The 24,461-nt window shown below is 65.8% G+C and carries 21 protein-coding genes and 1 tRNA gene; 4 read left to right on the forward strand and 18 right to left on the reverse strand.

Features of this window, described 5'->3' with window-relative positions; all coding sequences use genetic code 11:
- Positions 1-28: 28 nt before the first annotated feature.
- From AC1Q6E_RS03880 to AC1Q6E_RS03890, 3 genes are read right to left on the reverse strand one after another with little or no spacing between them, the layout of a single operon-like run.
- Positions 29-1,564: a SpoVR family protein gene (locus tag AC1Q6E_RS03880; RefSeq protein WP_152796559.1), complete on the reverse strand. Its 1,536-nt coding sequence runs from the start codon at positions 1,562-1,564 to the stop codon at positions 29-31.
- Positions 1,561-2,820, reverse strand: coding sequence for a YeaH/YhbH family protein (locus tag AC1Q6E_RS03885; protein ID WP_152796561.1), 1,260 nt, complete (start codon positions 2,818-2,820; stop codon positions 1,561-1,563). The genes AC1Q6E_RS03880 and AC1Q6E_RS03885 overlap by 4 nt, the downstream gene beginning before the upstream one ends.
- Before the next feature lie 11 nt (positions 2,821-2,831).
- Positions 2,832-4,754 (reverse strand): PrkA family serine protein kinase, encoded by a 1,923-nt coding sequence (locus AC1Q6E_RS03890; protein WP_296556504.1) that lies wholly within the window; start codon positions 4,752-4,754, stop codon positions 2,832-2,834.
- Positions 4,755-5,099: 345 nt separating this feature from the next.
- Between AC1Q6E_RS03890 and AC1Q6E_RS03895 the strand changes: the two genes are divergently transcribed.
- Positions 5,100-5,176, forward strand: a tRNA-Pro gene (locus tag AC1Q6E_RS03895).
- 123 nt (positions 5,177-5,299) lie between these two features.
- On the opposite strand, the gene AC1Q6E_RS03900 is transcribed toward AC1Q6E_RS03895, so the two are convergent.
- The gene (locus AC1Q6E_RS03900) at positions 5,300-5,779 is read right to left on the reverse strand and encodes an Lrp/AsnC family transcriptional regulator (RefSeq protein ID WP_152796565.1); all 480 of its coding nucleotides are present in this window, start codon (positions 5,777-5,779) and stop codon (positions 5,300-5,302) included.
- Positions 5,776-5,904 carry a hypothetical protein gene (locus tag AC1Q6E_RS03905; protein WP_296556485.1) on the reverse strand — a complete coding sequence of 43 codons (129 nt, stop codon included), beginning with the start codon at positions 5,902-5,904 and terminating at the stop codon, positions 5,776-5,778. Before AC1Q6E_RS03905 ends, AC1Q6E_RS03900 begins: the two co-directional genes overlap by 4 nt.
- On the opposite strand from AC1Q6E_RS03905, the gene mdeB reads away from it, so the two are divergent.
- Entirely contained in the window at positions 5,903-8,599 is a 2,697-nt protein-coding gene (gene mdeB, locus AC1Q6E_RS03910; RefSeq protein WP_492572235.1) for an alpha-ketoglutarate dehydrogenase, read from the forward strand. The genes AC1Q6E_RS03905 and mdeB overlap by 2 nt on opposite strands.
- A 28-nt stretch (positions 8,600-8,627) precedes the next feature.
- Here the strand turns inward: mdeB and AC1Q6E_RS03915 are convergent, their stop codons facing one another.
- The 9 genes from AC1Q6E_RS03915 to AC1Q6E_RS03955 all read right to left on the reverse strand — a co-directional run bounded on the left by AC1Q6E_RS03915 (position 8,628) and on the right by AC1Q6E_RS03955 (position 18,155).
- The gene (locus AC1Q6E_RS03915; RefSeq protein ID WP_152796568.1) at positions 8,628-9,029 is read right to left on the reverse strand and encodes a MerR family transcriptional regulator; all 402 of its coding nucleotides are present in this window, start codon (positions 9,027-9,029) and stop codon (positions 8,628-8,630) included.
- Positions 9,030-9,037: 8 nt separating this feature from the next.
- On the reverse strand, positions 9,038-9,436 hold the full coding sequence (locus AC1Q6E_RS03920; RefSeq protein ID WP_296556501.1) for an integration host factor subunit alpha: 399 nt from the start codon (positions 9,434-9,436) through the stop codon (positions 9,038-9,040).
- 21 nt (positions 9,437-9,457) lie between these two features.
- Positions 9,458-11,869 carry a phenylalanine--tRNA ligase subunit beta gene (gene pheT, locus AC1Q6E_RS03925; RefSeq protein WP_492572236.1) on the reverse strand — a complete coding sequence of 804 codons (2,412 nt, stop codon included), beginning with the start codon at positions 11,867-11,869 and terminating at the stop codon, positions 9,458-9,460.
- 127 nt (positions 11,870-11,996) lie between these two features.
- Positions 11,997-13,016 carry a phenylalanine--tRNA ligase subunit alpha gene (pheS, locus tag AC1Q6E_RS03930; protein ID WP_492572237.1) on the reverse strand — a complete coding sequence of 340 codons (1,020 nt, stop codon included), beginning with the start codon at positions 13,014-13,016 and terminating at the stop codon, positions 11,997-11,999.
- A 151-nt stretch (positions 13,017-13,167) separates the two neighbouring features.
- Positions 13,168-13,527: a 50S ribosomal protein L20 gene (gene rplT / locus AC1Q6E_RS03935; RefSeq protein WP_087779861.1), complete on the reverse strand. Its 360-nt coding sequence runs from the start codon at positions 13,525-13,527 to the stop codon at positions 13,168-13,170.
- A gap of 29 nt (positions 13,528-13,556) precedes the next feature.
- Positions 13,557-13,754 carry a 50S ribosomal protein L35 gene (gene rpmI, locus AC1Q6E_RS03940; RefSeq protein WP_087840245.1) on the reverse strand — a complete coding sequence of 66 codons (198 nt, stop codon included), beginning with the start codon at positions 13,752-13,754 and terminating at the stop codon, positions 13,557-13,559.
- Positions 13,755-14,008: 254 nt separating this feature from the next.
- Positions 14,009-14,560 carry a translation initiation factor IF-3 gene (gene infC / locus AC1Q6E_RS03945; protein ID WP_492572350.1) on the reverse strand — a complete coding sequence of 184 codons (552 nt, stop codon included), beginning with the start codon at positions 14,558-14,560 and terminating at the stop codon, positions 14,009-14,011.
- Positions 14,561-14,656: 96 nt separating this feature from the next.
- Positions 14,657-16,606 carry a threonine--tRNA ligase gene (thrS, locus tag AC1Q6E_RS03950; RefSeq protein ID WP_152796574.1) on the reverse strand — a complete coding sequence of 650 codons (1,950 nt, stop codon included), beginning with the start codon at positions 16,604-16,606 and terminating at the stop codon, positions 14,657-14,659.
- 232 nt (positions 16,607-16,838) lie between these two features.
- Positions 16,839-18,155 carry a citrate synthase gene (locus AC1Q6E_RS03955; protein ID WP_492572238.1) on the reverse strand — a complete coding sequence of 439 codons (1,317 nt, stop codon included), beginning with the start codon at positions 18,153-18,155 and terminating at the stop codon, positions 16,839-16,841.
- A 148-nt stretch (positions 18,156-18,303) separates the two neighbouring features.
- Here AC1Q6E_RS03955 and AC1Q6E_RS03960 point away from each other — a divergent pair, with 148 nt between their 5' ends.
- Positions 18,304-19,293: a tripartite tricarboxylate transporter substrate binding protein gene (locus tag AC1Q6E_RS03960; protein ID WP_152796578.1), complete on the forward strand. Its 990-nt coding sequence runs from the start codon at positions 18,304-18,306 to the stop codon at positions 19,291-19,293.
- Between the two features lie 50 nt (positions 19,294-19,343).
- Positions 19,344-20,075: a class II aldolase/adducin family protein gene (locus tag AC1Q6E_RS03965; RefSeq protein ID WP_152796580.1), complete on the forward strand. Its 732-nt coding sequence runs from the start codon at positions 19,344-19,346 to the stop codon at positions 20,073-20,075.
- Positions 20,076-20,161: 86 nt separating this feature from the next.
- Here the strand turns inward: AC1Q6E_RS03965 and AC1Q6E_RS03970 are convergent, their stop codons facing one another.
- From AC1Q6E_RS03970 to AC1Q6E_RS03985, 4 genes are all read right to left on the reverse strand, one after another.
- Positions 20,162-22,339 carry a xanthine dehydrogenase family protein molybdopterin-binding subunit gene (locus AC1Q6E_RS03970; RefSeq protein WP_152796582.1) on the reverse strand — a complete coding sequence of 726 codons (2,178 nt, stop codon included), beginning with the start codon at positions 22,337-22,339 and terminating at the stop codon, positions 20,162-20,164.
- Between the two features lie 8 nt (positions 22,340-22,347).
- Positions 22,348-22,812 carry a (2Fe-2S)-binding protein gene (locus AC1Q6E_RS03975; RefSeq protein WP_152796584.1) on the reverse strand — a complete coding sequence of 155 codons (465 nt, stop codon included), beginning with the start codon at positions 22,810-22,812 and terminating at the stop codon, positions 22,348-22,350.
- Between the two features lie 215 nt (positions 22,813-23,027).
- Complete coding sequence (locus AC1Q6E_RS03980; RefSeq protein WP_152796586.1) at positions 23,028-23,432, reverse strand: RidA family protein; 405 nt, start codon at positions 23,430-23,432, stop codon at positions 23,028-23,030.
- Between the two features lie 13 nt (positions 23,433-23,445).
- Complete coding sequence (locus AC1Q6E_RS03985; RefSeq protein WP_492572239.1) at positions 23,446-24,417, reverse strand: Bug family tripartite tricarboxylate transporter substrate binding protein; 972 nt, start codon at positions 24,415-24,417, stop codon at positions 23,446-23,448.
- Between the last annotated feature and the right edge of the window lie 44 nt (positions 24,418-24,461).

Below are 24,461 nucleotides of genomic sequence, written 5' to 3' on the forward strand. Positions count from 1 at the left end.
GGGCGCCCGAAGGGCGCAGGGGGGACCTCTACCCCGACCGCTCGCGGAAGGTTTTTACGCTGCCTTCCGCGTCGACTTCCTCCAGCCGGACCTTGAATCCCCACAGCCGGGCCAGGTGCTTCATCACCTGGTCGGCATCCTCGGCCTGCAAGGGTCTTCCCCGCATCGTCATGTGGCGCAGGACCAGCGACCGGTCGGAATCGCGGTTGAAGCGCACGACCTGGATGTCCGGCACCTGCATGTCGCGGTTGTGCTGGTCCGCCAGCAGCCGCCGCACGCGCCGGTAGCCGTCGTCGTCGTGGATGGCCTCGACTTCCAGCTTGGGGTTGGCTTCGTGGTCGGCGATCGCGAAAAAGCGGAACTCGCGGATCAGGCGCGGCGACAGGAACTGCGCGATGAAAGACTCGTCCTTGAAGTTGCGCATCGCGAAGTCCAGCGTCTTCAGCCAATCGCTGCCGGCGATGTCGGGGAACCACTTCCTGTCTTCGGGAGTGGGGTGCTCGCAGATGCGGCGGATGTCCTGCATCATCGCGAACCCCAGGGCATACGGGTTGATGCCGCCGTAGCCGCGCTGGTCAAAGCCGCGCTGGGCCACCACGTTGGTGTGGCTCTGCAGGAACTCGATCATGAAGCCGTCGTTGACCAGCCTCTTCTCGTGCATGCGGTTCAGCAGCGTGTAGTGCCAGAAGGTCGCCCACCCCTCGTTCATGACCTTGGTCTGGGTCTGCGGGTAGAAGTACTGGGACAGCTTGCGGACGATGCGCACCAGTTCCTTCTGCCATGGTTCCAGCGAGGGGGAATATTTCTCGATGAAATACAGGATGTTCTCTTCCGGCTCCGCGGGGAACACGGCGGGCTTGCCTCCCCGCTCGACGTGGTCGCGCGTGGGCACCGTGCGCCACAGGTCGTTGTATTGCTGGCGCGCGTATTCTTCGCGCTCGGCCTGACGCTGCATTTCCTCGCGGTAGGAAATCGGATGCGGGCGGCGATAGCGGTCCACGCCATGGGCCATCAGCGCGTGGCAGGAGTCCAGCGTCGCCTCGACCGGACCGATGCCGTACTTTTCCTCGCAAGCCATGACGTACTTGCGGGCGAACACCAGATAGTCCAGCACGCCGTCGGCCTCGGTCCACTGCCGGAACAGGTAGTTGCCCTTGAAGAAGGAATTGTGGCCGTAGCAGGCATGCGCGATCACCAGCGCCTGCATGGCCATGGAATTCTCTTCCATCAGGTAGGCGATGCAGGGATTGGAGTTGATGACGATCTCGTAGGCCAGCCCCTGCACGCCCCGCCGGTAGGCCTGCTCGTTGCGGATGAACTCCTTGCCGTAGGACCAGTGCGGATAGCCTATCGGCAGTCCGACCGAGGCATACGCGTCCAGCATCTGTTCGGACGTGATGACCTCGATCTGGCTGGGATAGGTATCCAGCCCGAATTCCCGCGCGATCTCGCCTATGGCCTCGTCATAGCGCTGGATCAGTTCGAAGGTCCATTCCGAGGTGGTCGAGATCGGCTGAGCCGCCGGGGGCGGCGGCGCTTCACGCGCCGGATGGGCGGCGATCATGCGGTCTCCTTCTTGAACAGATCGTGCAGCACGCCGAAAATCTCGCGGCGCTCGCGTATGCGCCGCATCGCGAAATGCGGCGCCGTCTCGCGCTCGTACTCGGCCCACAGGCTGCTCTTGCGCATCTCGTCCACGTCGGGAATCTCGATATAGGCGTAGTAGCGCGTGAGCGGCAGCAGATGCTCGGACAGGAAGCGAGCGCTCTTGGCCGCGTCGGCACCGAAGGAATCGCCATCGGTGGCCTGCGCCGCGTAGATGTTCCAGGTGGCGGGCGAATAGCGTTCGGTCACGATCTCATGCATGAGTTCGAGGGCCGACAGGACCACCGTCCCCCCGCTCTTGGGATCGTGGAAGAAGGTCTGCTCGTCCACCTCTTCGGCGTTGTCCGTATGCCGCACGAACACCAGGTCCACGCGTTCGTACTTGCGCGACAGGAATAGGTACAGCAGCGTGAAGAAGCGCTTGGCGAGATCCTTCTTGTTCTCGTCCATGGACCCCGAGACATCCATCAGGCAGAACATCACGGCGCGCGCCACCGGCGCCGGCTCGACCACGCGATGCCGGTAGCGCAGGTCGAGCGAATCGAGGAACGGCACGCGCGCGAGCCTGGCCCGATGCGCCTCGACCTCGGCGCGCAAGGCATCGAGCTCGTCTTCCGGGGCGCCCGCCTCTTCCGACTCCTCGAGCTTCTGCTGCGCCTCCTGCAGGCCCAGCCGCGAACCGCCGCTGAGCGCGATGCGCCGCGACAGCGAGGTCTTGAGCGTGCGCCCCACGCTCAGCGTGCTCGGAGACCCCGTCGTGGTATAGCCCGCGCGCCGCCACTTCTGCTGGTTGATCTCGCCCAGCTGAGTACGGATCAGGTGGGGGAGTTCCATGTCCTCGAAGAAAAGGTTCAGGAACTCGTCCCGGGACAGGCTGAACGTGAACGGATCCACCGAGTCGCCCTCGCCCGGCTCGGACGGGTCGCCGTCGTCGCCACCCCGGGGCCGGTCGATCTTGTCCCCCTTGGCGAACTCGCGGTTGCCGGGATGGACGATCTCGCGATCCCCGCCCCTGCCATAGCGGAAGCTGGGTTCGGAGATGTCCTTGGCCGGGAGGTTGATTTCACCGCCCTGGTCCATCTCTTCAATGGACCGTTCCTGGACCAGCTCGCGGACTGCCTTGCGTATCTGGTCCTTGTACCGCCTGATGAAGCGCTCCCGGTTGACAGCGCTCTTGTTACGGCCGTTGAGCCGCCGATCGATGAGTGAATTCATATTCACCTAGCTCACGAAGACTTCCTCACCCGCAAGTACCACTCGCACAGCAAGCGGACTTGCTTTTCGGTATAGCCTTTCTCGACCATCCGTTCGACAAAGCTCTCGTGCTTGCGCTTGTCTTCGACCGAAGCCTTGGCATTGAACGAAATGACCGGGAGCAGATCCTCGGTGTTGGAGAACATTTTCTTCTCGATCACCTCGCGCAGCTTCTCGTAGCTGGTCCACGCGGGATTGCGGCCGTTGTTGTTGGCGCGGGCGCGCAGCACGAAGTTCACGATCTCGTTGCGGAAGTCCTTGGGGTTCGCGATGCCCGCCGGCTTCTCGATCTTCTCGAGCTCGGTGTTGAGCGCCGAGCGGTCGAAGCTTTCCCCCGTCTCGGGGTCGCGGAATTCCTCGTCCTGGATCCAGCAGTCGGCGAACGTGACGTAGCGATCGAAGATGTTCTGCCCGTATTCCGAATACGACTCCAGGTACGCCGTCTGGATTTCCTTGCCGATGAACTCCGCGTAGCGCGGCCCCAGGTAGCCCTTGATGTGCTCCAGGTAGCGCCGGCGGATCTCGTCGGGGTAGTCCTCGCGGCCGATGCGCTGCTCCAGCACGTACATCAGGTGCACCGGATTGGCGGCGATCTCGGTCTGGTCGTAGTTGAAGACACTGGACAGGATCTTGTAGGCGAAGCGCGTCGAGACGCCCGTCATGCCTTCGTCGGTGCCGGCGTAGTCCTTGTACTCCTGGAGGACCTTGGCCTTGGGATCGACATCCTTCAGGCTCTCGCCGTCATACACCCGCAGCTTCGAATAGATGCTGGAATTCTCGGGCTCCTTGAGCCGCGTCAACACCGAGAACTGCGCCATCATGTCGAGCGTGCCGGGCGCGCACGGCGATTCGGCCAGCGAGCTGTTCTGCAACAGCTTGCGGTAGATCTTGACCTCTTCAGACACCTGCAGGCAGTACGGCACCTTGACGATGTAGATACGGTCCAGGAACGCCTCGTTGTGCTTGTTGTTGCGGAAGGTCTGCCATTCGGACTCGTTGGAATGCGCAAGGATGATCCCGTTGAACGGGATGGCCGAAAACCCTTCGGTACCCTTGAAGTTGCCTTCCTGGGTCGCCGTCAGCAAGGGATGCAGCATCTTGATGGGCGCCTTGAACATTTCAACGAATTCGAGCATGCCCTGGTTGGCCAGGCACAGTCCTCCCGAATAGCTGTAGGCATCGGGATCGTCTTGCGAGTAGCGGTCCAGCTTGCGGATATCGACCTTGCCGACCAGCGAGGAGATGTCCTGGTTGTTCTCGTCGCCCGGTTCGGTCTTGGCGATGGCGAGCTGCCTCAGCACCGAAGGCTGGAGCCTGACCACGCGGAACTGCGAGATATCGCCGTCGAATTCCCTGAGCCGCTTGATGGCCCACGGCGACATGATGCCCGTCAGGTAACGGCGGGGAATGCCGTATTCTTTTTCGAGCTGGTCGCCGAAGCGGTCGGGGTGGAACAGGCCCAGCGGCGATTCATTGACGGGCGAACCCTTCAGGGCATAGATGGGATGCGCTTCCATCAGCGCCTTCAGGCGCTCCGCGATGGACGACTTGCCGCCACCGACCGGTCCCAGCAGATAGAGGATTTGCTTGCGTTCTTCCAGCCCCTGGGCCGCGTGCTTGAAGAACGCCACGATCTGATCGATCACGTCCTCCATGCCGAAGAATTCCTTGAAGGCGGGATAGCGGCGGATCAGGCGATTGGAAAACAGGCGCGACAACCGCGGATCGTTGCGCGTATCGACCAGTTCCGGCTCGCCTATCGCGGCAAGCATGCGCTCGGCCGAACTGGCGTAGACCACGGGATCCCTGCGGGCGAGGTCCAGATACTCCTCGAGAGAAAGTTCGGTTTCCTGCGTCTTGGCGTATTGAGACTTGAACCCTTCGACGATGTTCAGCACGGACAACCTCCAACAGCGAGTGAATGAAAACTTCCTACACGACTCTGTTGTTGTTAGTGCCGGTCGAGCCGGCTTCCGGTTCTTCCCGCCGGATGAACTGACGACCTCCTTGCAAACATCATACGGCGCATCGGCACGGACGATTCGCTTTCTGTTGCGCACGAACGATATTTTTTTGGCTCATCTCCTAGGGGTATACACTCTTAAGGCTCTGGATCGATGTGCGGAGTTCCGCAAACCACGAACCATGTTTCATCCCTTTCGATCGTCGCAACCGCATGCAAAATAAAGTGCGGCGCCCCTTTCCTACATAGCCAAAAATTTGCTATACTTTTTTTCTTTCGGGGCGTAGCGCAGCCTGGTAGCGCACTTGCATGGGGTGCAAGGGGTCGCGAGTTCGAATCCCGCCGCCCCGACCATATACAAGTTCTTGACCTGTATTAGTCGGAACCGAAGAAAAAAAGCCCGGTGGCCAAAAGCTGCCGGGCTTTTTGTTTTCCAGCGGGCCGGCGAGTCGATGCCCCCGCGCCCGCTGGGCGCCGCTAGCGCGCCACTGCCGCCCGCAGCGGCAGCGCGGTCTTGTAGCGCACCTGTTTGAGCGCGAAGCTCGAACGGATCTTCTCGACCTGGGCGATAGGCGAAAGCTGTTCCAGGATGAAACTCTCCAGTGCCTGCATGTCTGGCACGGCTACCCGAAGCAGGTAGTCGGCGTCCCCCGTCATCAAGTAGCACTCCATGACTTCCTCGCGGGCGCAGATGGCGTCCTCGAACGCCTGCAACGCCTTGCGATTCTGCTGCTTCAGGCTGATGGAAATAAAGACGTTCAGGTGCAGGCCCAGTTGCTGCGGGTCGAGCAAGGCGACGTACCTGCGGATCAGGCCGGCTGCCTCCAGGGCCTTGACGCGCGTCAGGCATGGCGATGGCGACAAATGCACCCGGCGCGCCAGTTCTACGTTGGAGATGCTGGCATCGGCCTGCAGCTCGGCAAGGATGCGCCGGTCGATGTCATCGAGACCAATCATGCTTCATCTCCCCAGTTTGAAAGAATTTTCTGCCGCTCAATCGCATTTTCTCCAGAATTTTCAGAGAAAAATGCCGAGCCTTCAAGCGTAGAATTTTTCATGACAAGACGAGGAGGCGCACGCATGTACGACGAATCCCGGCACCTGGCGCGGCAGGACGGCCCGCCGGTCGACCCGGACCCCGTGGAAACCGCCGAGTGGCGGGACGCCCTGAGCTCGATGCTGGAGGCAAACGGCCCGGGCCGCGTGCGACAGATCCTCGACATGCTGGCCGAGGCGGCCAGCGATCCGGCGATCGGCTGGCGCCCGCCGCGCAATACTCCCTACGTCAACACCATCGCCGTCGAGGCGCAGCCCCCCTTCCCCGGCGATCTCGCCATCGAGGAACGGCTGGCCGCGCTGATGCGCTGGAATGCGCTGGCCATGGTCGTCCGCGCCAACCTCGCTCACGGCGAGCTGGGCGGCCACATCGCCAGCTATGCCAGCGCCGCCGATCTGTTCGAGGTCGGCTTCAATCACTTTTTCCGGGGCGGCCCCGCGAGCCAGGCGGACCTGGTGTTCTGCCAGCCGCATTCCGCGCCGGGCATCTACGCCCGAGCCTTCCTGGAAGGCCGCCTGGAAGAGGCCGACCTGGCGCACTACCGGCAGGAGATCACCGCCCGGGCACAAGGCATCCGCGGCCTGTCCAGCTACCCCCATCCCTGGCTCATGCCCGATTTCTGGCAATTCCCCACCGGCTCGATGGGCATCGGACCCATCAACGCCATCTACCAGGCCCGCTTCATGCGCTATCTGGCGCATCGCGGCCTGCTCGACACGAGTGGCCGGAAGGTGTGGGGCATCTTCGGCGACGGCGAGATGGACGAACCCGAAAGCATGTCGGCGCTGACCTTGGCGGCCCGCGAAGGGCTCGACAACCTGGTCTGGGTGGTGAACTGCAATCTCCAGCGGCTCGATGGCCCGGTGCGAGGCAACGGCCGCATCGTCGACGAACTCGAAGCCCTGTTTGCCGGCGCCGGCTGGAACGTGATCAAGCTGCTGTGGGGATCGGACTGGGATGGCCTGTTCGCCCGGGATGCCGGCGGCGCCCTGCGGCGGGCCTTCGCGCGGACGGTGGACGGACAGTTGCAGACCTTCGCGGCCAAGGATGGCCGCTTCAACCGCGACCACTTCTTCGGCCAGGACCCGCAACTCGCCCTGCTGGCGCAGGGCCTTACCGACGAAGAGATCGACCGGCTCCGCCGCGGCGGCCACGACCTGGTGAAGATCCATGCCGCCTATCACGCGGCCGCCCGCAGCACCGGGCGCCCCACCGTCATCCTGGCCCAGACCAAGAAAGGCTACGGCATGGGCGAGGCGGGCCAGGGCAAGATGACCACCCACCAGCAGAAGAAGCTGGACCGCGACGCACTGATCGCCTTCCGCGACCGTTTCTCGCTGCCGCTGAGCGACGAGCAGGCCGCATCCCTGGCCTTCCTCCATCCCGGCGCGGACAGTGCCGAGATCCGCTACCTGCATGACCGGCGCGGCACATTGGGTGGCCCCGTGCCCGCCCGCTCGCCGCGTGCGGAGGCGGTTTCTATCCCCCCGCTCGATCGCTATGCCTCCTTTGCCCTCCAGGCCGATGGCAAGGAAATGTCGACCACCATGGCCTTCGTGCGCCTACTGACCGGCCTGCTCAAGGATGACCTGCTCGGCCCGCGCGTCGTGCCCATCGTGGCCGACGAGGCGCGCACCTTCGGCATGGCGGCGCTGTTCCGGCAGATCGGCATCTATTCCAGCGTGGGCCAACGCTACGAACCCGAGGACATCGGCTCGGTGCTGAGTTATCGCGAGGCGATGGACGGCCAGATCCTGGAGGAAGGCATCAGCGAGGCCGGCGCGATCAGTTCCTGGACCGCGGCGGCCACCAGCTACGCCGTGCATGGCACGACGATGCTGCCGTTCTACATCTACTATTCCATGTTCGGTTTCCAGCGTGTGGGCGACCTGATCTGGGCGGCCGCCGACCAGCGCGCCCGCGGCTTCCTGCTGGGCGCCACCGCCGGCCGCACCACGCTCGGCGGCGAAGGCCTGCAGCACCAGGACGGCGCCAGCCTGGTGGCCGCGGCGGCCGTCCCCAATTGCCGGGCCTACGATCCCGCGTTCGCGTCCGAGGTCGCCGTCATCATCGACCACGGCATGCGGGCCATGCTCGAACGCCAGGAAGACGTCTTCTACTACCTCACGCTGGTCAACGAGAGCATCCCCCAGCCCAGCCTGCCGCCCGATACCCATGAAGGCATCATCAAAGGGCTCTACCGGCACATCACCCACGGCCAGGGCGAGCCCGCGATACGCCTGCTGGGGTCCGGCGCGATCCTGCGCGAAGTCATTGCGGCCGGCGAACTGCTGGCCGCAGACTGGGGCATCGCCAGCGAGGCCTGGAGCGCGACCAGCTACGCGGAACTGGCCCGGGACGCGCGCGACGTCGAACGTTGGAACCGCCTGCATCCGGACCAGCCCTCGCGGCGCAGCCACGTCGAGCAATGCCTGGCGGGCAACGCTCCCGTAGTGGCCGCGAGCGACTACGTCCGCGCCTGGCCGTCGCTGATCGCGCCCCATTGCCCCGCGCGGATGACGGTGCTGGGAACGGACGGCTTTGGCCGCAGCGATACCCGGGGCGCCCTGCGCCAGTTCTTCGAGGTCGATCGTTTCCACATTGTCCTGGCCGCGCTGAGCGCGCTCGCCGACGCCGGCGCATGTCCTCGCGAGCGATGCGGGCAGGCCATTGCCCGCTATCCGATACGGACGGACCCGCGTCCGGCCTGGGAGGCCTGAGACGCGTGGAAACAAGGAGGGATGACCCCTAGCGGACCAGGCTGGTCTCGCGGGCGGACTGCAACAGGCCGACGATATCGGCCAGCTCCGCCCGGATGGCCTGCAGCTCGGGCTCTTCGATGGAGACCAGCGCCACCTGGGGCGTGTCGTCCGCGTGCGCCCGGGATTCGTCCAGCCGGTTGCGCGCGCCGCTGATGGTAAAGCCCTGCTCGTACAGCAGTTCGCGGATACGGCGGATCAACAGCACTTCGTGATGCTGGTAGTAGCGGCGGTTGCCCCGTCGCTTGATGGGCTTGAGCTGGGTGAACTCCTGTTCCCAGTAGCGCAGCACATGCGGCTTGACACCGCACAGCTCGCTGACCTCGCCTATCGTGAAATAGCGCTTGGCGGGAATGGGCGGAAGAACGACGGGGGGCTCGATGCGCGCCATAAGACCTCTCAGGACGGATTCTGTTCGCGCAACGCGACCTGTTCGACCATGCTCTTGAGCTTCTGGCTCGCATGGAAGGTGACGACGCGGCGGGCGGCGATGGGGATTTCCTCGCCCGTCTTGGGATTGCGTCCCGGCCGCTGCGGCTTGTTGCGCACCTGGAAGTTGCCGAAGCCCGATAGCTTGACCATGTCGCCGCGTTCCAGCGCGTCGCGGATTTCCTCGAAGAAGGTTTCGACCATGTCCTTGGCTTCGCGCTTGTTCAGGCCGACCCGCTCGAACAGCAGGTCGGCCAGTTCGGCCTTGGTCAGGGTACGCGAATCGACTCCGCCCTGCGGCAGGTCGGAGTCGGAATCGGCGTCGAACGCGTCCGGGGAAGCGTAGCTATCGGAAACGAGAGAATGCATAGACACGGATGGAAAGCGGTATCAAACCCTCAACCGCGCACCGTGCTCGGATTCCAGCGCGGCGCGGATACGGGCCAGGCACGCCTCGACTCGGGCGTCGTCCAGGGTTACCGAAGTATCCTGTAGCCAGAAGCGGAAGGCAAGGCTTTTTTCCTTTTCTAACAAGGACTTATCCCGCCAAACATCGAAAATCCGTGCATCCTGGACGACTGCCAGTTCAGGCTCCCTGGCCACCAGATGGCGCACCGTGTCCAACATCTGCTGCGCCGTCACCGCCTCGGCCACCCACAGCGCCAGGTCGCGGATCACCACCGGCTGGCGCGAGATCTCGCGCAGCGCGGGCAGCGGACGGACGGCGATGCGATCGGCATCCAGCTCGAATACCACGGGAGCGTGCGGCAGTTCCGCGCGCTGCAGCCAGCGCGGGTGCAGTTCGCCTATCCAGCCGACGGTCTCGCCGTCGATGACGATGCGGGCGCCGCGGCCGGGATGCAGGGCCGGATGCGTGTCGGGCACGAAGCGCGGCGCCTCGCTGGCCCCGCCGGCCAGCAGGGCCTCCACGTCCGCCTTCACGTCGTAGAAATCGACCTGCCGGGTCTGCGTTCCCCACTGCTCTTCCACCGCCGGCCCGTAGGCCAGGCCGGCAAGACGCATGGGCTGGTTCACGCCCGCCACCGTCAGCGGACCATCGGCCACGCCCGCGTCGCGCCAGAAGACCCGGCCCAGTTCGAACACCCGCACGCGGCTGGTCTTGCGGTTCACGTTGTACTGGGCGTTGGCCACCAGGCCGCCGATCAGGCTGCTGCGCATGACGGACAACTGGCTGGCGATGGGATTGAGCAGGCGGATGGGATCCGGGTTGCCCGCATAATCGCGTTCCCACTCTGCTTCCACGAAGCTGAAATTGATCACCTCCTGGTAGTCCAGGTCGGCCATCGTGTGGCGCAGCGCGTGGAAAGTGTGGCGCTCTTCCGGCACCGCGCTGACCGCGGCCCGCGCCAGCGGCGGCAGGTCGGGGATGCGCTCGAAGCCGTGCACGCGCGCGACTTCCTCGATCAGGTCTTCCTCGATCTCGATATCGAAGCGGAAGGAAGGAGGAGTCACGACGAACGCACCGGGTTCCCGCACGAAGGGCAGCCCCAGGCGGGTGAAGATGTCGGCGATCTCGTCTTCCGGCACGTCCACGCCCAGGACCTTGTGGCAACGTGCCACGCGCAGGCGCACGGGCTGGCGCTGGGGCAGGTTGACGATCTGGTCGTCCACGGGGCCTGCCTGGCCGCCGCAGACCTGCACGATCAGGCTGGTCAGGTATTCCAGGTCGGCGGGGATGTTGGCGTAGTCCACGCCGCGCTCGAAGCGGTGGCTGGCATCGGTGCTGAAGTTGTAGCGGCGCGCGCGGCCGGCGATGCTGGCGGGCCACCAGAAGGCGGCCTCGAGATAGATGTCGCGGGTCTCGGTGGACACCGAGGTGGCCTCGCCGCCCATGATCCCGGCCAGGCACTCGGGGCCGTTGTCGTCGGCGATCACGCCGACCTGCCCGTCCACCTCGACGGTCTGGCCGTTCAGCAGCAGCACTTGCTCGCCCGGCAGACCCCAGCGCACGTGCAGGCCGCCATGCACCTTGGCGAGGTCGAACACGTGGCTGGGGCGGCCCAGTTCCAGCATGACGTAATTGGAGATGTCCACCAACGCGGAAATCGAGCGCTGGCCGGCGCGCTCGAGGCGCCGCTTGATCCATTCCGGCGTGGAAGCCGACGCGTCGACACCGCGGACGACCCGCCCCACGTAGCGGCCGCACAGGTCCGGCGCATGCACGGTCACCGGGACACGGTCGTCGATGGCGACCGCCACCGGGTCCAGCCTTGGCGCGGCCAGCGGTGCGCCGGTCAGGGCCGAGACTTCGCGCGCCACCCCCAGCACCGACAGGCAGTCCGCCTTGTTGGGGGTGAGTTTGAGAGTAAAGACCGTATCGTCCAGTTGCAGCCAGTCGCGCACGGATATGCCGACCGTCGCCTCCGGGCCCAGGTCAAGCAGGCCGGCATGGTCCTGCGACAGGCCCAGTTCGCGCGCCGAACACAGCATGCCGGCGGATTCGACGCCGCGCATCTTGGCCACGCCTATCTTGATGTCGCCAGGCAGGCGGGCCCCCACGGTGGCCAGCGGCACTTTCATGCCGACCGCCACGTTGGGCGCGCCACACACGATCTGCAAGGGCTCACCCTGCCCCGCATCGACCTTGCACACGCGCAGCTTATCGGCATTGGGATGCGGCTCGAGCGCCAGCACCTGGGCCGCCACCACGCCGCTGAAGGCCGGCGCCACCGGTTCGGCTTCCTCGACCTCGAGGCCGGCCATGGTCAATTGATGGGCCAGTTCGTCGGTCGAAATGGCGGGATTCGTCAGCGCCCGCAACCAGGATTCGGGGAATTGCATGTGTCTAGATCCCCCCCCTACGCGCTTCGCGCGCCCCCCAGGGGGCGATGCGGGTGGATCCGGTTTTGCCGGTCCGCCGGTTTCGCCCCCTGGGGGGCGCGCGTGAGCGCGTAGGGGGGGGCCTCCTTCAATTGAATTGTTTGAGGAAGCGCAGATCGCCTTCGAAGAACTGGCGCAGGTCGTTCACGCCGTAGCGCAGCATCGTCAGTCGTTCCAGGCCGGAGCCGAAGGCAAAGCCGATGTAGCGTTCCGGATCCAGGCCGAAGTTGCGCACCACCGCAGGGTGCACCTGTCCCGAGCCGGAGATCTCCAGCCAACGGCCCTTGTTGGGGCCGGAGGTGAACATCATGTCGATCTCGGCCGACGGTTCGGTGAACGGGAAGAACGACGGGCGGAAACGCAGCACCAGGTCGTCGGTCTCGAAAAAGGCGCGCAGGAAATCGGTATAGACGCCCTTCAGGTCGGCGAACGAGATGTTCTCGTCTATCCACAGGCCCTCGACCTGGTGGAACATGGGCGAATGCGTGGCATCGCTGTCGACGCGGTAGGTCCGCCCGGGGGCGATCACCTTGATGGGCGGCTGGTGGGCGCGCGCATAGCGCACCTGCATCGGGCTGGTATGCGTGCGCAGCAGCAGCGGCAGGCCCTTGTCGTCCTTCATGTCGACGTAGAACGTATCCTGCATCGACCGGGCGGGATGGTTCTCGGGATTGTTCAGCGCCGTGAAATTGGTCCAGTCGTTCTCGATCTCGGGACCATCGGCCACGTCGAAGCCGATGGAACGGAAAATCTGCTCGATCCGCTCCCAGGTGCGGATGACCGGGTGGATGCCGCCCCGGCTGCGGCCGCGGCCGGGCAGCGTGACGTCGATGGTTTCTTCGGCCAGGCGAGCGTTCAGCCTGGCGTCGGCCAGCGCCTGGCGACGTTCGTTCAACAACGCCTCGATCCGGCCCTTGGCCTCGTTGATGCGCGCTCCCTCGCTGCGCTTCTGCTCCGGCGTCAGGCTGGCCAACCCCTTGAGCAGCGCCGTCAACGCGCCCTGCTTACCCAGGAACCGGGCCTTTTCGTTCTCGAGCGCGTTGGGGTCGGACGCGGCCGCGAAGGCCTCCCCGGCTTGGCGTATCAGATCGTCCAGATTCTGGGACATGGCGGATTCGTATCAATAGGAAAAAAATGGGTCGCCACAAACACGAACGGGGCTTCAAGAGAAGCCCCGTTCGGGTGTTGCACTCGTGGCTCGCGGCGCTCGACCGGGCGTGGCCGGCATCCGGCCGCGCCCGTGGGCGTCGCTAGCGAGCTCAGGCGGCCAGGGCGTTCTTGACTTGCTGCACGATCGCGGCAAAACCCGCCTTGTCGCGCACAGCCAGGTCGGCCAGCACCTTGCGGTCCAGGTCGATCGCAGCCTTCTTCAGGCCGGCGATGAACACACTGTACGACACGCCATGCTCGCGGACGGCGGCGTTGATACGCGTGATCCACAGCGCGCGGAAGGTGCGCTTCTTGGCACGGCGGTCGCGATAGGCGTACTGGCCGGCGCGCATGACCGCCTGCTTGGCGACGCGGAAGACGTTACCGCGGCGGCCACGGTATCCCTTGGCGGCGCTGATGACTTTCTTGTGGCGGGCCCGGGCGGTTACCCCACGTTTGACTCTAGGCATTTGAAAACTCCAATATCAGCGGGTTGGGATCAGGCAAACGGCATCATTGCCCGCACGGATTTCACATCGGCCTCGTGGACCGCGGTGGAACCGCGCAACTGACGCTTGTTCTTGGTGGTTTTCTTCGTGAGGATGTGGCGCTTGAACGCCTGGCCCCGCTTGATGGAACCGCTACCGCGGACCTTAAAGCGCTTGGCGGCGCTTTTCTTGGTCTTCATCTTAGGCATGACTGCTTCCTGTACGTTTACATGCTCACGGGTGCCGACGATATCCTGCCGGACTTGACGACCCGCATTCACTTGTTTTCCCTGTTCCGGGTCCCTGCGACGCACCGCCAGCGCGGGGTTCACCCCGCCTGATGGATTTGAAGGCGCCGCAAAGAAGCCGGATTGCCCGGTGCCAGGAATTTCGCACCAGGATTTTCGCCGGGATGCCCCCACAAAGGGCACGGCCATCCCGGAAAACCCACGATTATACCGCGTTATTCGCCCGCTGCGCCCTTGCCGACCGGCAGCGCCTTCTTCTTGGGAGCCAGCACCATCACCATCTGGCGTCCTTCCAGCTTGGGCATCGCTTCGACCGCGCTGATCTCGACCAGATCGTCGCGCACACGCTCCAGCACGCGCATCCCCAGTTCCTGGTGGGCCATTTCGCGGCCGCGGAAGCGCAGCGTGACCTTGGCCTTGTCGCCCTCTTCCAGGAACCGGCGCAGATTACGCAGCTTGACCTGGTAATCGCCCTCGTCGGTGCCGGGACGGAACTTGACTTCCTTGACCTGGATGATCTTCTGCTTGAGCTTGGCTTCGTGCTGACGCTTCTGCTCTTGGTACTTGAACTTGCCGTAATCCATCAGGCGACAGACCGGAGGCTGCGCGTTCGGGGCAATTTCTACCAGATCCACATCACTCTGTTCGGAAAGCCTGACTGCTTCGGCCAGCTTGACGATGCCAAGCTGTTCGCCGTCGACCCCAATCAGGCGCACCTCAAGTGCGGTAATTTCACCATTGATGCGATTCGGCTTGTCGGTAGCGATGTCTAAAACTCCTGAATTTGATTGAAACGGCCGCCTGCGGCACACCCAGCCGCCGGCACGGACCGCGCCCGGGCCCCGGAACGGCCAACCACGCGATCAAGACGGATTGGCGGGGACTTCCGGATTCCGGCGCTCGGCCACGTCGGCAGCGAGCCGCGACGAAAACACATCGATCGGGAGAACCCCCAGGTCGATGCCGCCGCGGGCGCGTACGGCCACCGATGCAGCTTGCCGTTCTTTTTCCCCCACCACGAGGATATAGGGAATTTTTTGCAAGCTGTGCTCCCGGATTTTATAGGTGATCTTTTCACCACGCAAATCCGATTCCACTCTAAACCCTTGTTTTTTCAGGGTTTGCGCGACACTTTGGGCGTATTCGGCCGTGGATTCCGAAATATTGCAGACGACGGCCTGGACCGGCGCCAGCCAGGGCGGCATGGCCCCGCCGAAGTTCTCGATCAGCATGCCGATGAAACGTTCCATGGAACCCAGGATCGCCCGGTGCAGCATGACGGGGGTCACGCGCTGGTCGTGCTGGTCCACGTACTCGGCGCCCAGCCGGCCAGGCATCGAGAAATCCACCTGGATCGTGCCGCACTGCCAGTGGCGGCCGATGGCGTCCTTCAGCGTGTACTCGATCTTCGGTCCATAGAAGGCGCCGTCGCCCGGGCTGATCTCGTACTCGCAGCCGGAACGGCGCAGGCTTTCGATCAGTGCCTGCTCGGCCTTGTCCCAGACCTCGTCCGACCCGATCCGGCTTTCCGGCCGCGTGGCGATCTTGTACAGGATGTCGGTGAAGCCGAAGTCGCGGTAGACGCGCTGCAGCTGCGCCGTGAAGGCCACGCACTCGTCCAGGATCTGGTCCTCGGTACAGAAGATGTGGCCGTCGTCCTGCGTAAAGCCGCGCACACGCATCATCCCGTGCAGCGCCCCCGAGGGCTCGTTGCGGTGGCACTGGCCGAATTCGCCGTACCGCAGCGGCAGGTCGCGATAGGAATGCAGGTTGGCGCGGAAGATCTGCACGTGGCCCGGGCAATTCATGGGCTTGAGCGCGTAGTAGCGGTTCTCGGACTCCGTCGTGAACATGTTGTCCCGATAGTTGTCCCAGTGTCCTGTCTTTTCCCACAGCGAGCGGTCCAGGATCTGCGGCGCCTTGACCTCCTGGTAGCCGCTGTCGCGGTAGACGCCGCGCACGTATTGCTCGACCTGCTGCCAGATCGTCCAGCCCTTGGGGTGCCAGAACACCAGCCCCGGCGCTTCGTCCTGGAAGTGGAACAGGTCCAGCTCGCGGCCCAGCTTGCGGTGATCGCGCTTCTCGGCCTCTTCCAGCATCGTCAGGTAGGCATCCTGGTCTTCCTTCTTCGCCCAGGCCGTGCCGTAGATGCGCTGGAGCATCTCGTTCTTGCTGTCGCCGCGCCAATAGGCGCCGGCCACCTTCATCAGCTTGAACACCTTGAGCTTGCCGGTGGACGGCACGTGCGGGCCGCGGCACAGGTCGATGAAATCGCCTTCGCGGTACAGCGAAATCGTCTGGTTGTCCGGGATGGACGCGATGATCTCGGCCTTGTACTTCTCGCCTATCGAGTTGAAGAAGTCCACCGCGTCGTCGCGCTTCCACTCCTCGCGCGTGACGATCTCGTCCTTCCTGGCCAGCTCCAGCATCTTGTTCTCGATGGCGGCCAGGTCCTCGGGCGTGAACGGCCGCGAGTACGAGAAATCGTAGTAGAAGCCGTTGTCGATGACCGGACCGATGGTGACCTGGGCCTCGGGGAACAGCGACTTGACCGCGTAGGCCAGCAGGTGCGCCGTCGAATGGCGGATGAGGTCGAGCCCGTCGGCGTCCTTGCCGGTGATGATGGCCAACTGGACATCGCGGTCTATCGTGTGGCTCGTATCGACCAGGGTGGACTCGCTGCCTTCGTAGGTGACCCGGCCGGCCAGGGCGGCCTTGGCCAGCCCGGCGCCGATGGACGCGGCGACGTCTGCCACCGTGACGGGGGCCGGAAACTCACGCTGGGAACCATCGGGCAGCGTTACCTTGATCATTGAAGCGACCTCGAAAGAGATGGAGAAAAACCCTGGGACGAACCTGAAACGAAAAACGCGGCACCGGGCCGCGTTTCTTGCTTTCTGCAGGATCCCGGGCCCAGGGGCCCGGCGGGAACGGACGATGCGATCCAGGAAACCAACGCGGCTAGCCGGCGATGTTCCCCGAGGTAGTTCGATCGAGCATGGAAATGACGCGCATGCCGCTGTCCGTTCGTGTTGCAGTAAGGGTCTACGTTGCCTGGGATTTTAGCACAGCGCCCCCTTGCGGCCCAGCGTGGAACTGCCCGCGCGGGCGCAGGAAGAAGCCGTTCAGTCTCTGTTCGAGCGCATGGGCGATCCAGCCCGAGGTCCGGCCCATGGCCCACAGCGCGCTGGCGGCGCCGGGCGGCAGGTCCCAGGCCGCGCAGGCCGCGACCAGGCCGAGCTCGATCCGGGGTGGCACCCCTACCCGGGCCTGGACCTCGTCCAGGAAGCGCAGCAGCGTCCCGGCGCGGCGGCCGGGGCGCGGGTGCGCGCGCGCCATGCCTATCAGCAGCGCCGCCCGCGGGTCCCCCTGGGGATAGGATTCGATGCCGAAGGCCGACGAGCGAGCGCGGTCGCGCACCACCCGCGCCACCCAGGCGTCGAGCTGGCCGCGAGAGCGGACGGCGGCCAGCGTGTCCTCGATGCGGTCGCATCCGCCGGCCAGGCCCGTGCCGGACAGGGCCGCCAGCGCCGCCCCCACGCAGGCATGGAGCTCGGCGCCGACCGAGGCGGCGATACGCGCGCTGAACGTGGGCGGCGACAGCTCGTGGTCCGCGCTCAGGATCAGCATGGCGTTCAGCACCCGCAGCAGGTCGGGAGCGGCCTCCTTGCCCATGGCTTCGGCCAGGTGCTGGGCCAGCGGCTTGGCGCCGGCCGGCGCCCGGTGGCGGCGCGGGCCGGACAGCAGGCCACAGCAGCCGGCGAACGCCAGCACGAGCTCCCGCGCCGCCGGGACGGCCCCGCCCCCGCGCACCTCCTCGTCCACCGAACCGCCGCCCAGGGCCAGCGCCGCTGCCTGGAACACCCGGACCATGCGCGGCGCCTCGCCCGGCTCCGGCGAGAAGGCGGCCAGCGCGCGGCGGGCGCGGGTCGGCAGAGGCTGGGCCGGCCAGATACTGGCGCCCTCGGGCAGCACGCCGGTCCATAGCAGCTCGGCCACATTCTCGAACGCCCCCGGGTATTCGACCAGGTCCGCCGCCAGGCGCCCCCGGTAGCGCGGTCCGGCCGGCGTGATTTCCGTGATGCCGGTGTCGATTACCGGCTGCCCCCAGCGCAGCGCCGTCGCCGCCACGGCACCATGCCCCATTCGGGCCTGGCTGCGCGTTCGCAGCCCCTCGACTTCGTCGCGCAGGTAAAGGCGGGTCTTGCGGCCCGGCTGCGCGACCGGATGCAGCAGGCCGCGGCTGACATAGGTGTACAGCGTGGCGGCCTTGACCTGGAGCAGGCGGCACGCTTCCTTCGAGTCGACGAAACCGCCTGCGGCCCAGGCCTGTCCGGCCGCGCCGTTTTCCGTTGGATCCATGGTGGGTTGCGGGCCGGGGGAGCCCGGTGAATCAGCAATACATCGATTATGCAATCGAGATTGATTCGACGTAAATCGATCCATACACTCCGCTGCACATACCATTGCCGCCGGCACGCCCCCGCCGGCGAAGACAGGAGACACCACCATGACCCCGAGCATGCCCCGCCCCCGCCGGGCCTTCCTTGCACTCGCCCTCGCGGCCCTGGCCCCATCGGCGCACGCCCAGCCGGGCGCCTATCCGTCCCGCCCGATCACCATCGTCGTGCCGTTCCAGGCCGGCGGCGGCGCCGATACCGTGGCGCGCCTGCTGGCCACGAACATCGCCGGCCAGTTGAACGGCCAGACAGTCATCGTCGACAACCGCGCCGGGGCCTCGGGCAACATCGGCGCCAACTACGTCGCGCGTGCCGCCGCCGATGGCTACACGCTGCTGCTGACCAACAGCACCATGACGATCAACGCGGCGTTGAACTTCACCCAGGGCTACGACGCCAGGAAGGACCTGCGGCCGATCGCCCAGCTCGTATCCTCGCCGGTGGCCGTCGGCGTCAACAGCGGCTATCCCGCCCGGACCGTGGCCGAACTCGTCGGCCATCTGCGCGCGAACCCCGGCAAGGCCAACTACTCTTCCTGCGGCAACGGTTCGCCCCAGCACTTCGCCGGCGAGGCCTTCAACCAGGGCGCCAGGGTCGACATGGTGCATGTGCCCTACAACGGCTGCGCCCCGGCGGTCAGCGACGCGCTGGGCAACCAGGTTCCCATCCTGTTCAGCACCATCCCCAACATGGCGCCCCATGCCAAGACCGGCAAACTGCGCATGCTGGGCGTCGCCTCGGCCAAGCGCCTGTCGTTCATGCCCGAGGTGCCGGCCATCGCTGAAACGCCGGAGTTCAAGGACCTGGACATCAGCGTCTGGTTCGGGCTGTTCGCGCCGGCGGCCACGCCGGCCGACGTGCGCGGCCGCATCGAGCAGGCGGTGCTCGCCACGCTCAAGGATCCCAAGCTGCGCCAGGACTTCCAGTCGCGCTACTACGAAGTCGACGCCCTGGGTGCCGACGGCATGAGCCGGCAGGTGGACAAGGACCTGTCCATGTACGCGCAACTGGCCAAGCGGGCCAACATCAAGCTGGAATAGCCGCCGCGCCGGCCCCCGCCCCTTTCATCCACACCTCGTCAGGTATCGCCATGTCCACTTCTTCCCCGGCCGCGGCCGGCACGCTGCAACAGCTGATCGACGACCTCGTCGTCGCCAACCGGGTACTGGCCAAGTACAACGTGCTGGACGGCTTCGGCCACGTCAGCGTCCGCCACCCCGAGCGGCCCGGCCATTTCCTGCTGTCGCGCTCGCTCGCGCCGGAACTGGTCACCGCCGCCGACATCATGGAATTCGATGCCGAGTCCGAGCCGATGGCCGGCGAAACGCGCACGCCCTACCTCGAACGCTACATCCACGGCGAGATCTACCGCGCCCGGCCCGATGTGAACGCGGTCGTCCACAGCCACTCGCCGTCGGTCATCCCGTTCGCCAGTTCGTCGGTGCGGCTGCGGCCCATCTATCACATGGCCGGCTTCCTGTCGGGCGGCGCGCCCGTGTTCGACATCCGCTGCTGTTTCGGCGCGACCGACCTGCTGGTGCGCAACCGCGAACACGGGAAAGAACTGGCGAAGACGCTTGGCCAGCAGAACATCTCGCTGATGCGCGGCCACGGCTTCGTCACCGTCGGCGGCGACGTGCGTATCGCGGTGTATCGCGCGATGTACACCGAGACCAACGCGGCCCTGCAGCAGAAGGCCATCGGCCTGGGCGGCGACATCACCTACCTCGACGAAGAGGAAGCCTCGAAGGCCGACACCATGATGGCCGGGGTGATGTTCCGCCCCTGGGAACTGTGGAAGAAGAAGGCGATGGAGGGCTGAGCCCGGCCCCGGGCGGCGCGATGCCGCCCGGACGAGGCCCGCCGCCCCGCCCGCCTGCGCGAGGCTCCTTCCCGTATCAGCCGGCCCTAGGTGATTTGCGGAAATGGCAGGCTGCGCAATCGCTTGCCGCTCAACCGGGCCACCGCATTGGCCACCGCCGGAGCCACGGGCGGCAAGCCGACCTCGCCCATGCCGCCCGGCGCATGATCGGTTGGCATGACCGTCACCTGCACCGCCGGTGCCTGGTTGGCCCGCAGCAGCGTATAGGTATCGAGGTTGTGCTGCTGCACCTGTCCGCCCTTGTAGACCAGACGCTCGCCCAGCGCCGCCGACAGCCCGAACAACGCGGCGCCCTCGACCTGGGCCCGGATGTTGGCCGGACTGATCGCATGGCCGCAATCGACCGCGGCCCAGATGCGATGCACCACCGGCCGGCCCTCGCTCAGCGACACCTCGGCCACCATCGCGATGAAGGTATTCCAGGCATCCGAGAAAGCCAGGCCCAGCTCGCGCCCGGCCTGCCGTTTCTGCCCCCAGCCTGCCATCGCGGCGGCCTCGCGCAACACCGCCTGCGCCCTGGGCTCGCCGGCCGTCAGGTCCAGCCGGTATTGCAATGGATCCTTGCCCGAGGCCGTGGCGATCTCGTCGATCAGGGACTCCATGGAGAACTTCGTGTAGCCCGCCCCCACGGCCCGCCAGAAGCTGACGTCCACGCCGCGCTGTTCGCGGCCATGTTCGATCAACTGGTCGGCGATGCCATAGACGCCATCGGCTCCTTCCATGACGGGCGAATCCCGTCCGCCCGATTTTTCATAGGCCGCCGCCGCCGTCCGCGCCATGATGCTCTCGGACACCAGGCGATGGCGCCAGCCGACGATGCGCCCTTGCGCGTCGACACCGGCCACCAGATGCTGGGCTGTCATCGGACGCGGCCGGGCCCGCAGGAAATCATCCTCGCGGGTCCAGATGACCTGGATGGGCACGCCGGGCATGGCCTTGGCCAGCAGCGCCGCATGCAGGCTGTAGTCGGCCTCGGCGCGCCGGCCGTAGCCACCGCCCAGCAACGTGATGTGGACCTTGATGTTCTCGGGCTTGTAGCCCGCGCCCGCGGCCACGGTGCCGATCACCCCCGACGGCGACTGCGAGGGCACCCAGATCTCGATGGCGTCGCCCTGGGCGCGCGCCGTGCAGTTCATGGGTTCCATGGTTACGTGGGCAACGTGGTCGGTGGTGTAGGTGGCGCGGAAGACGCGCGCCGCCCCGGCGATCCTGGCCGCCGCGTCGCCGTGCTTGTGCCAGACCGCGCCCGCCTCGTCCAGGCGTTCGGCCCGCGCGGCGAACTCCGCCAGCGCGGCCTCGCTGTCGTACGAACGGGCCTTGGCCTGCTCGCTCCATTTCACCTCCAGCAGTTCGCGCGCCTTGCGGGCCGTGACGAAGGAGTCGGCCACCACCCCCACCCCGCCCGGAAGGCGAATCACCTTGCGAACACCCGGAACCGCCAGCGCCGCCGCGTCCTTGACCTCCAGCGGCTGCTCGCCCTGCACCGGCGTGTGCAGCACCGCGGCCCACAGCATGCCCGGCAGGCGCACGTCGATGCCGAACCGGGCGCCGCCACCGGACTTGTCCGGCACGTCCACGCGCGGCAGCTCCTTGCCGATCAGGGTGAAGGCGGACATGGGCTTGAGCATGCTCTTGTCCACCTTGGGCAGCGACTGCGGCGCGCGCGCCTCCTCGACCAATTGGCCGTAGGTCATGCGGCGGCCGCTGGGCGCATGGATCAGGGTGCTGCGCTCGGCACGGATCTCGGCCGCCGGCACGCCCCATTTCCCGGCGGCGGCCTGTGCCAGCACCAGCCGGGCCTGCAGCCCGGCCAGGCGCAGCGCCTCGTAATAGCCCTTCACCGTGCGCGAGGAACCCGTCACCATCGCGCCGCCGAAGCCGGGATTGCCGAACCGCCTGGGATCCGCGGGCGCCTGCTCGACCCGGACGGAGCTCCAGTCCAGTTCCATTTCCTCGGCCAGGATCAGTGGAATCGCCGTCATCGTGCCCTGCCCCATTTCCGAGGCGGGCGAATAAACCACGGCGGTGTTGTCCGGCGACAGCGCAACCCAGGCCACCGGACTGAAACTGGCGGTGGCGGCCGCCGCCTCCGGCAACAGGCCGCTCAGGCCGCGCGCGGCGCTCCAGCCTCCCAGCACGACGCCCACCGCGGCCGCGCCCGATCCGGCGATGAAAGCGCGGCGCGTAAACTTGTTCGTTTCCATGGCGCCCCCTATGCCGCGGGTTTCTGGGCGACGCTGACCACCGCGTCGGCGATCTGGTTATAGGTCCCGCAGCGGCACAGGTTGCCCGCCATGCCCTCCAGGACCTGTTCCCGCGACATAGGTCCGTCCGCGCCCGCTAGCATGCCAGTGGCGGTCATCATCTGCCCCGACTGGCAGTAGCCGCACTGGGGCACCTGGTGCGCGATCCACGCCTGGCGCAATGCCTGGCCGGCGCGGGTATCCATCACCCCCTCGATCGTGGTGACCGAGGCCCCCTTCACCGCCGCCGCCGGCAGCACGCACGAACGCGTGGCCTGGCCGTTGAAATGCACGGTACAGGCGCCGCATTGCGCCATGCCGCAACCGAACTTGGTCCCGGTGAGCTGGAAATCTTCCCGCAGCACCCACAGCAGGGGCTTGTCGTCGGCAACGTCGGCCGACACCTGCTTGCCATTGAGCATGAACTCGATCATGGACTCCTCCTTGGATGTGCCTGGCTACGCTGGGCCAGGCGGCGCGGCCGGCTCCCTGAGAGCGGCCGCTTCGGTCCCATGCTAGCGGATAGGTGGCGTAAATTCCACGATTTTTGAACACGCTCATCAATGTTCGAGGAAACGAAAAGGCCCGGCACGATGTGTCGTGCCGGGCCTTTTCGTGGGGCGCATCGCGCGCCCATGCATGATCGGCGTCAGCGCGGCCCGAGATAGGCCACCGCGTCGATTTCCAGCAGCGCCAGCGGATCGACCAGATGCGAGACCTCGACCAGGGTGGAAGCCGGACGGCTGTCGCCGAACAGCGCCTTGCGCTCATCCCATACCGCTGCCTTGTCGCGGATGTCGGTCAGGTAGAAGGTGATCTTCATGATGCGATCGAAATCCGCTCCGGCGGCCCGAAGGATCTTGCGCATGTTCTCGAGCGCCTGCCGCGTCTGCTCGCGCGGGTCGGCGCGGCCGACGATGCGGCGTTCCGCGTCCCAGGCGATCATGCCCGAGATGTACAGCGTGTCCCCGGCGCGCATCGCAAGCGAGGTCGGGCTGCCGAAATCGGGAGGATACGCGATGTCCCGCGCGATGATCTCTTCTACGTTCTGCATGGCGTGTCTCCTTTCATTGCTCCAGGGTGATGCCGAGGTCCTTGATCAGCCTGCCCCATTTATCGTATTCGTCCTGCATGATCCTGCGCATGCCGTCGCGGGTGGTGGGGGTCACGACATAACCGATGTCAACCAGACGCTTCTTCGTTTCCTCGCGCGCCATCACCTTGCGCAAGGACTCCGACAACCGGTCCAGCACCGCGACCGGCGTTCCGGCCGGCGCCGACAGCCCGAACCAGACACGCGCGGTATAGCCCGGCACGTCGGCGTCCATCGTCGGCACGTCCGGCAGCAGATCGGCACGCTCTTTCTGCGCGACGGCAATGGCGCGAATGCGCTGGCCCTTGATCATGGGCAGCGCCGTGCTGAGCGCCGTGAAGGCAACCTGCACATTGCCCGATGCGAGATCGGTATTCATCCCGGCCGCGCCCTTGTAGGGAACGTGGACCATCCGGGTGCCGGTCTTGTCCAGCAGCGCCTCGAAGTTCAGGTGATGCGCGGTGCCTACCCCGGGTGAACCATAGGACAAACCGTTCGGATGACTGCGGGCATAGGCCACCAGTTCCTTGACCGTTCCGGCCTGCAGGGAATTGGTCGACACCAGCACCATGGGCATGAATACGCCGATGCCGATGGGTTCGAAGTCCTTCATCGGGTCGAAGGACAACGCGCGATAAAGCCAGGGCACCGTGGTCAGGCTGTCCTGGGCGAGCAGTAGCGTATACCCGTCGGGGCGACTCTTGGCGACCAGGTCCGCGCCGATGTTGCCGCCCGCTCCCGGCTTGTTCTCGGCCACGACCGGCTGGCCGAGTTCAGCCTGCATACCTTCGGCCAGGATCCGCCCGAAGGTGTCCGTGCCCCCGCCGGGGCTGAAGGGAATGATCAGCCGTATCGGCCGCTCGGGATACGCCGCGGCCGCGGCGACGGAGGAGACGCACCCCAATACGGCCACGCCCAGGGCCGCGATGCGCAGAGGATTCCACATGGTCGAACTCCCTTCGGAAAATCGTCGTCCCGGACATCGGCTGG

It is taken from the genome of Pigmentiphaga sp. MLSB6-MA01 (genome assembly GCF_058793475.1).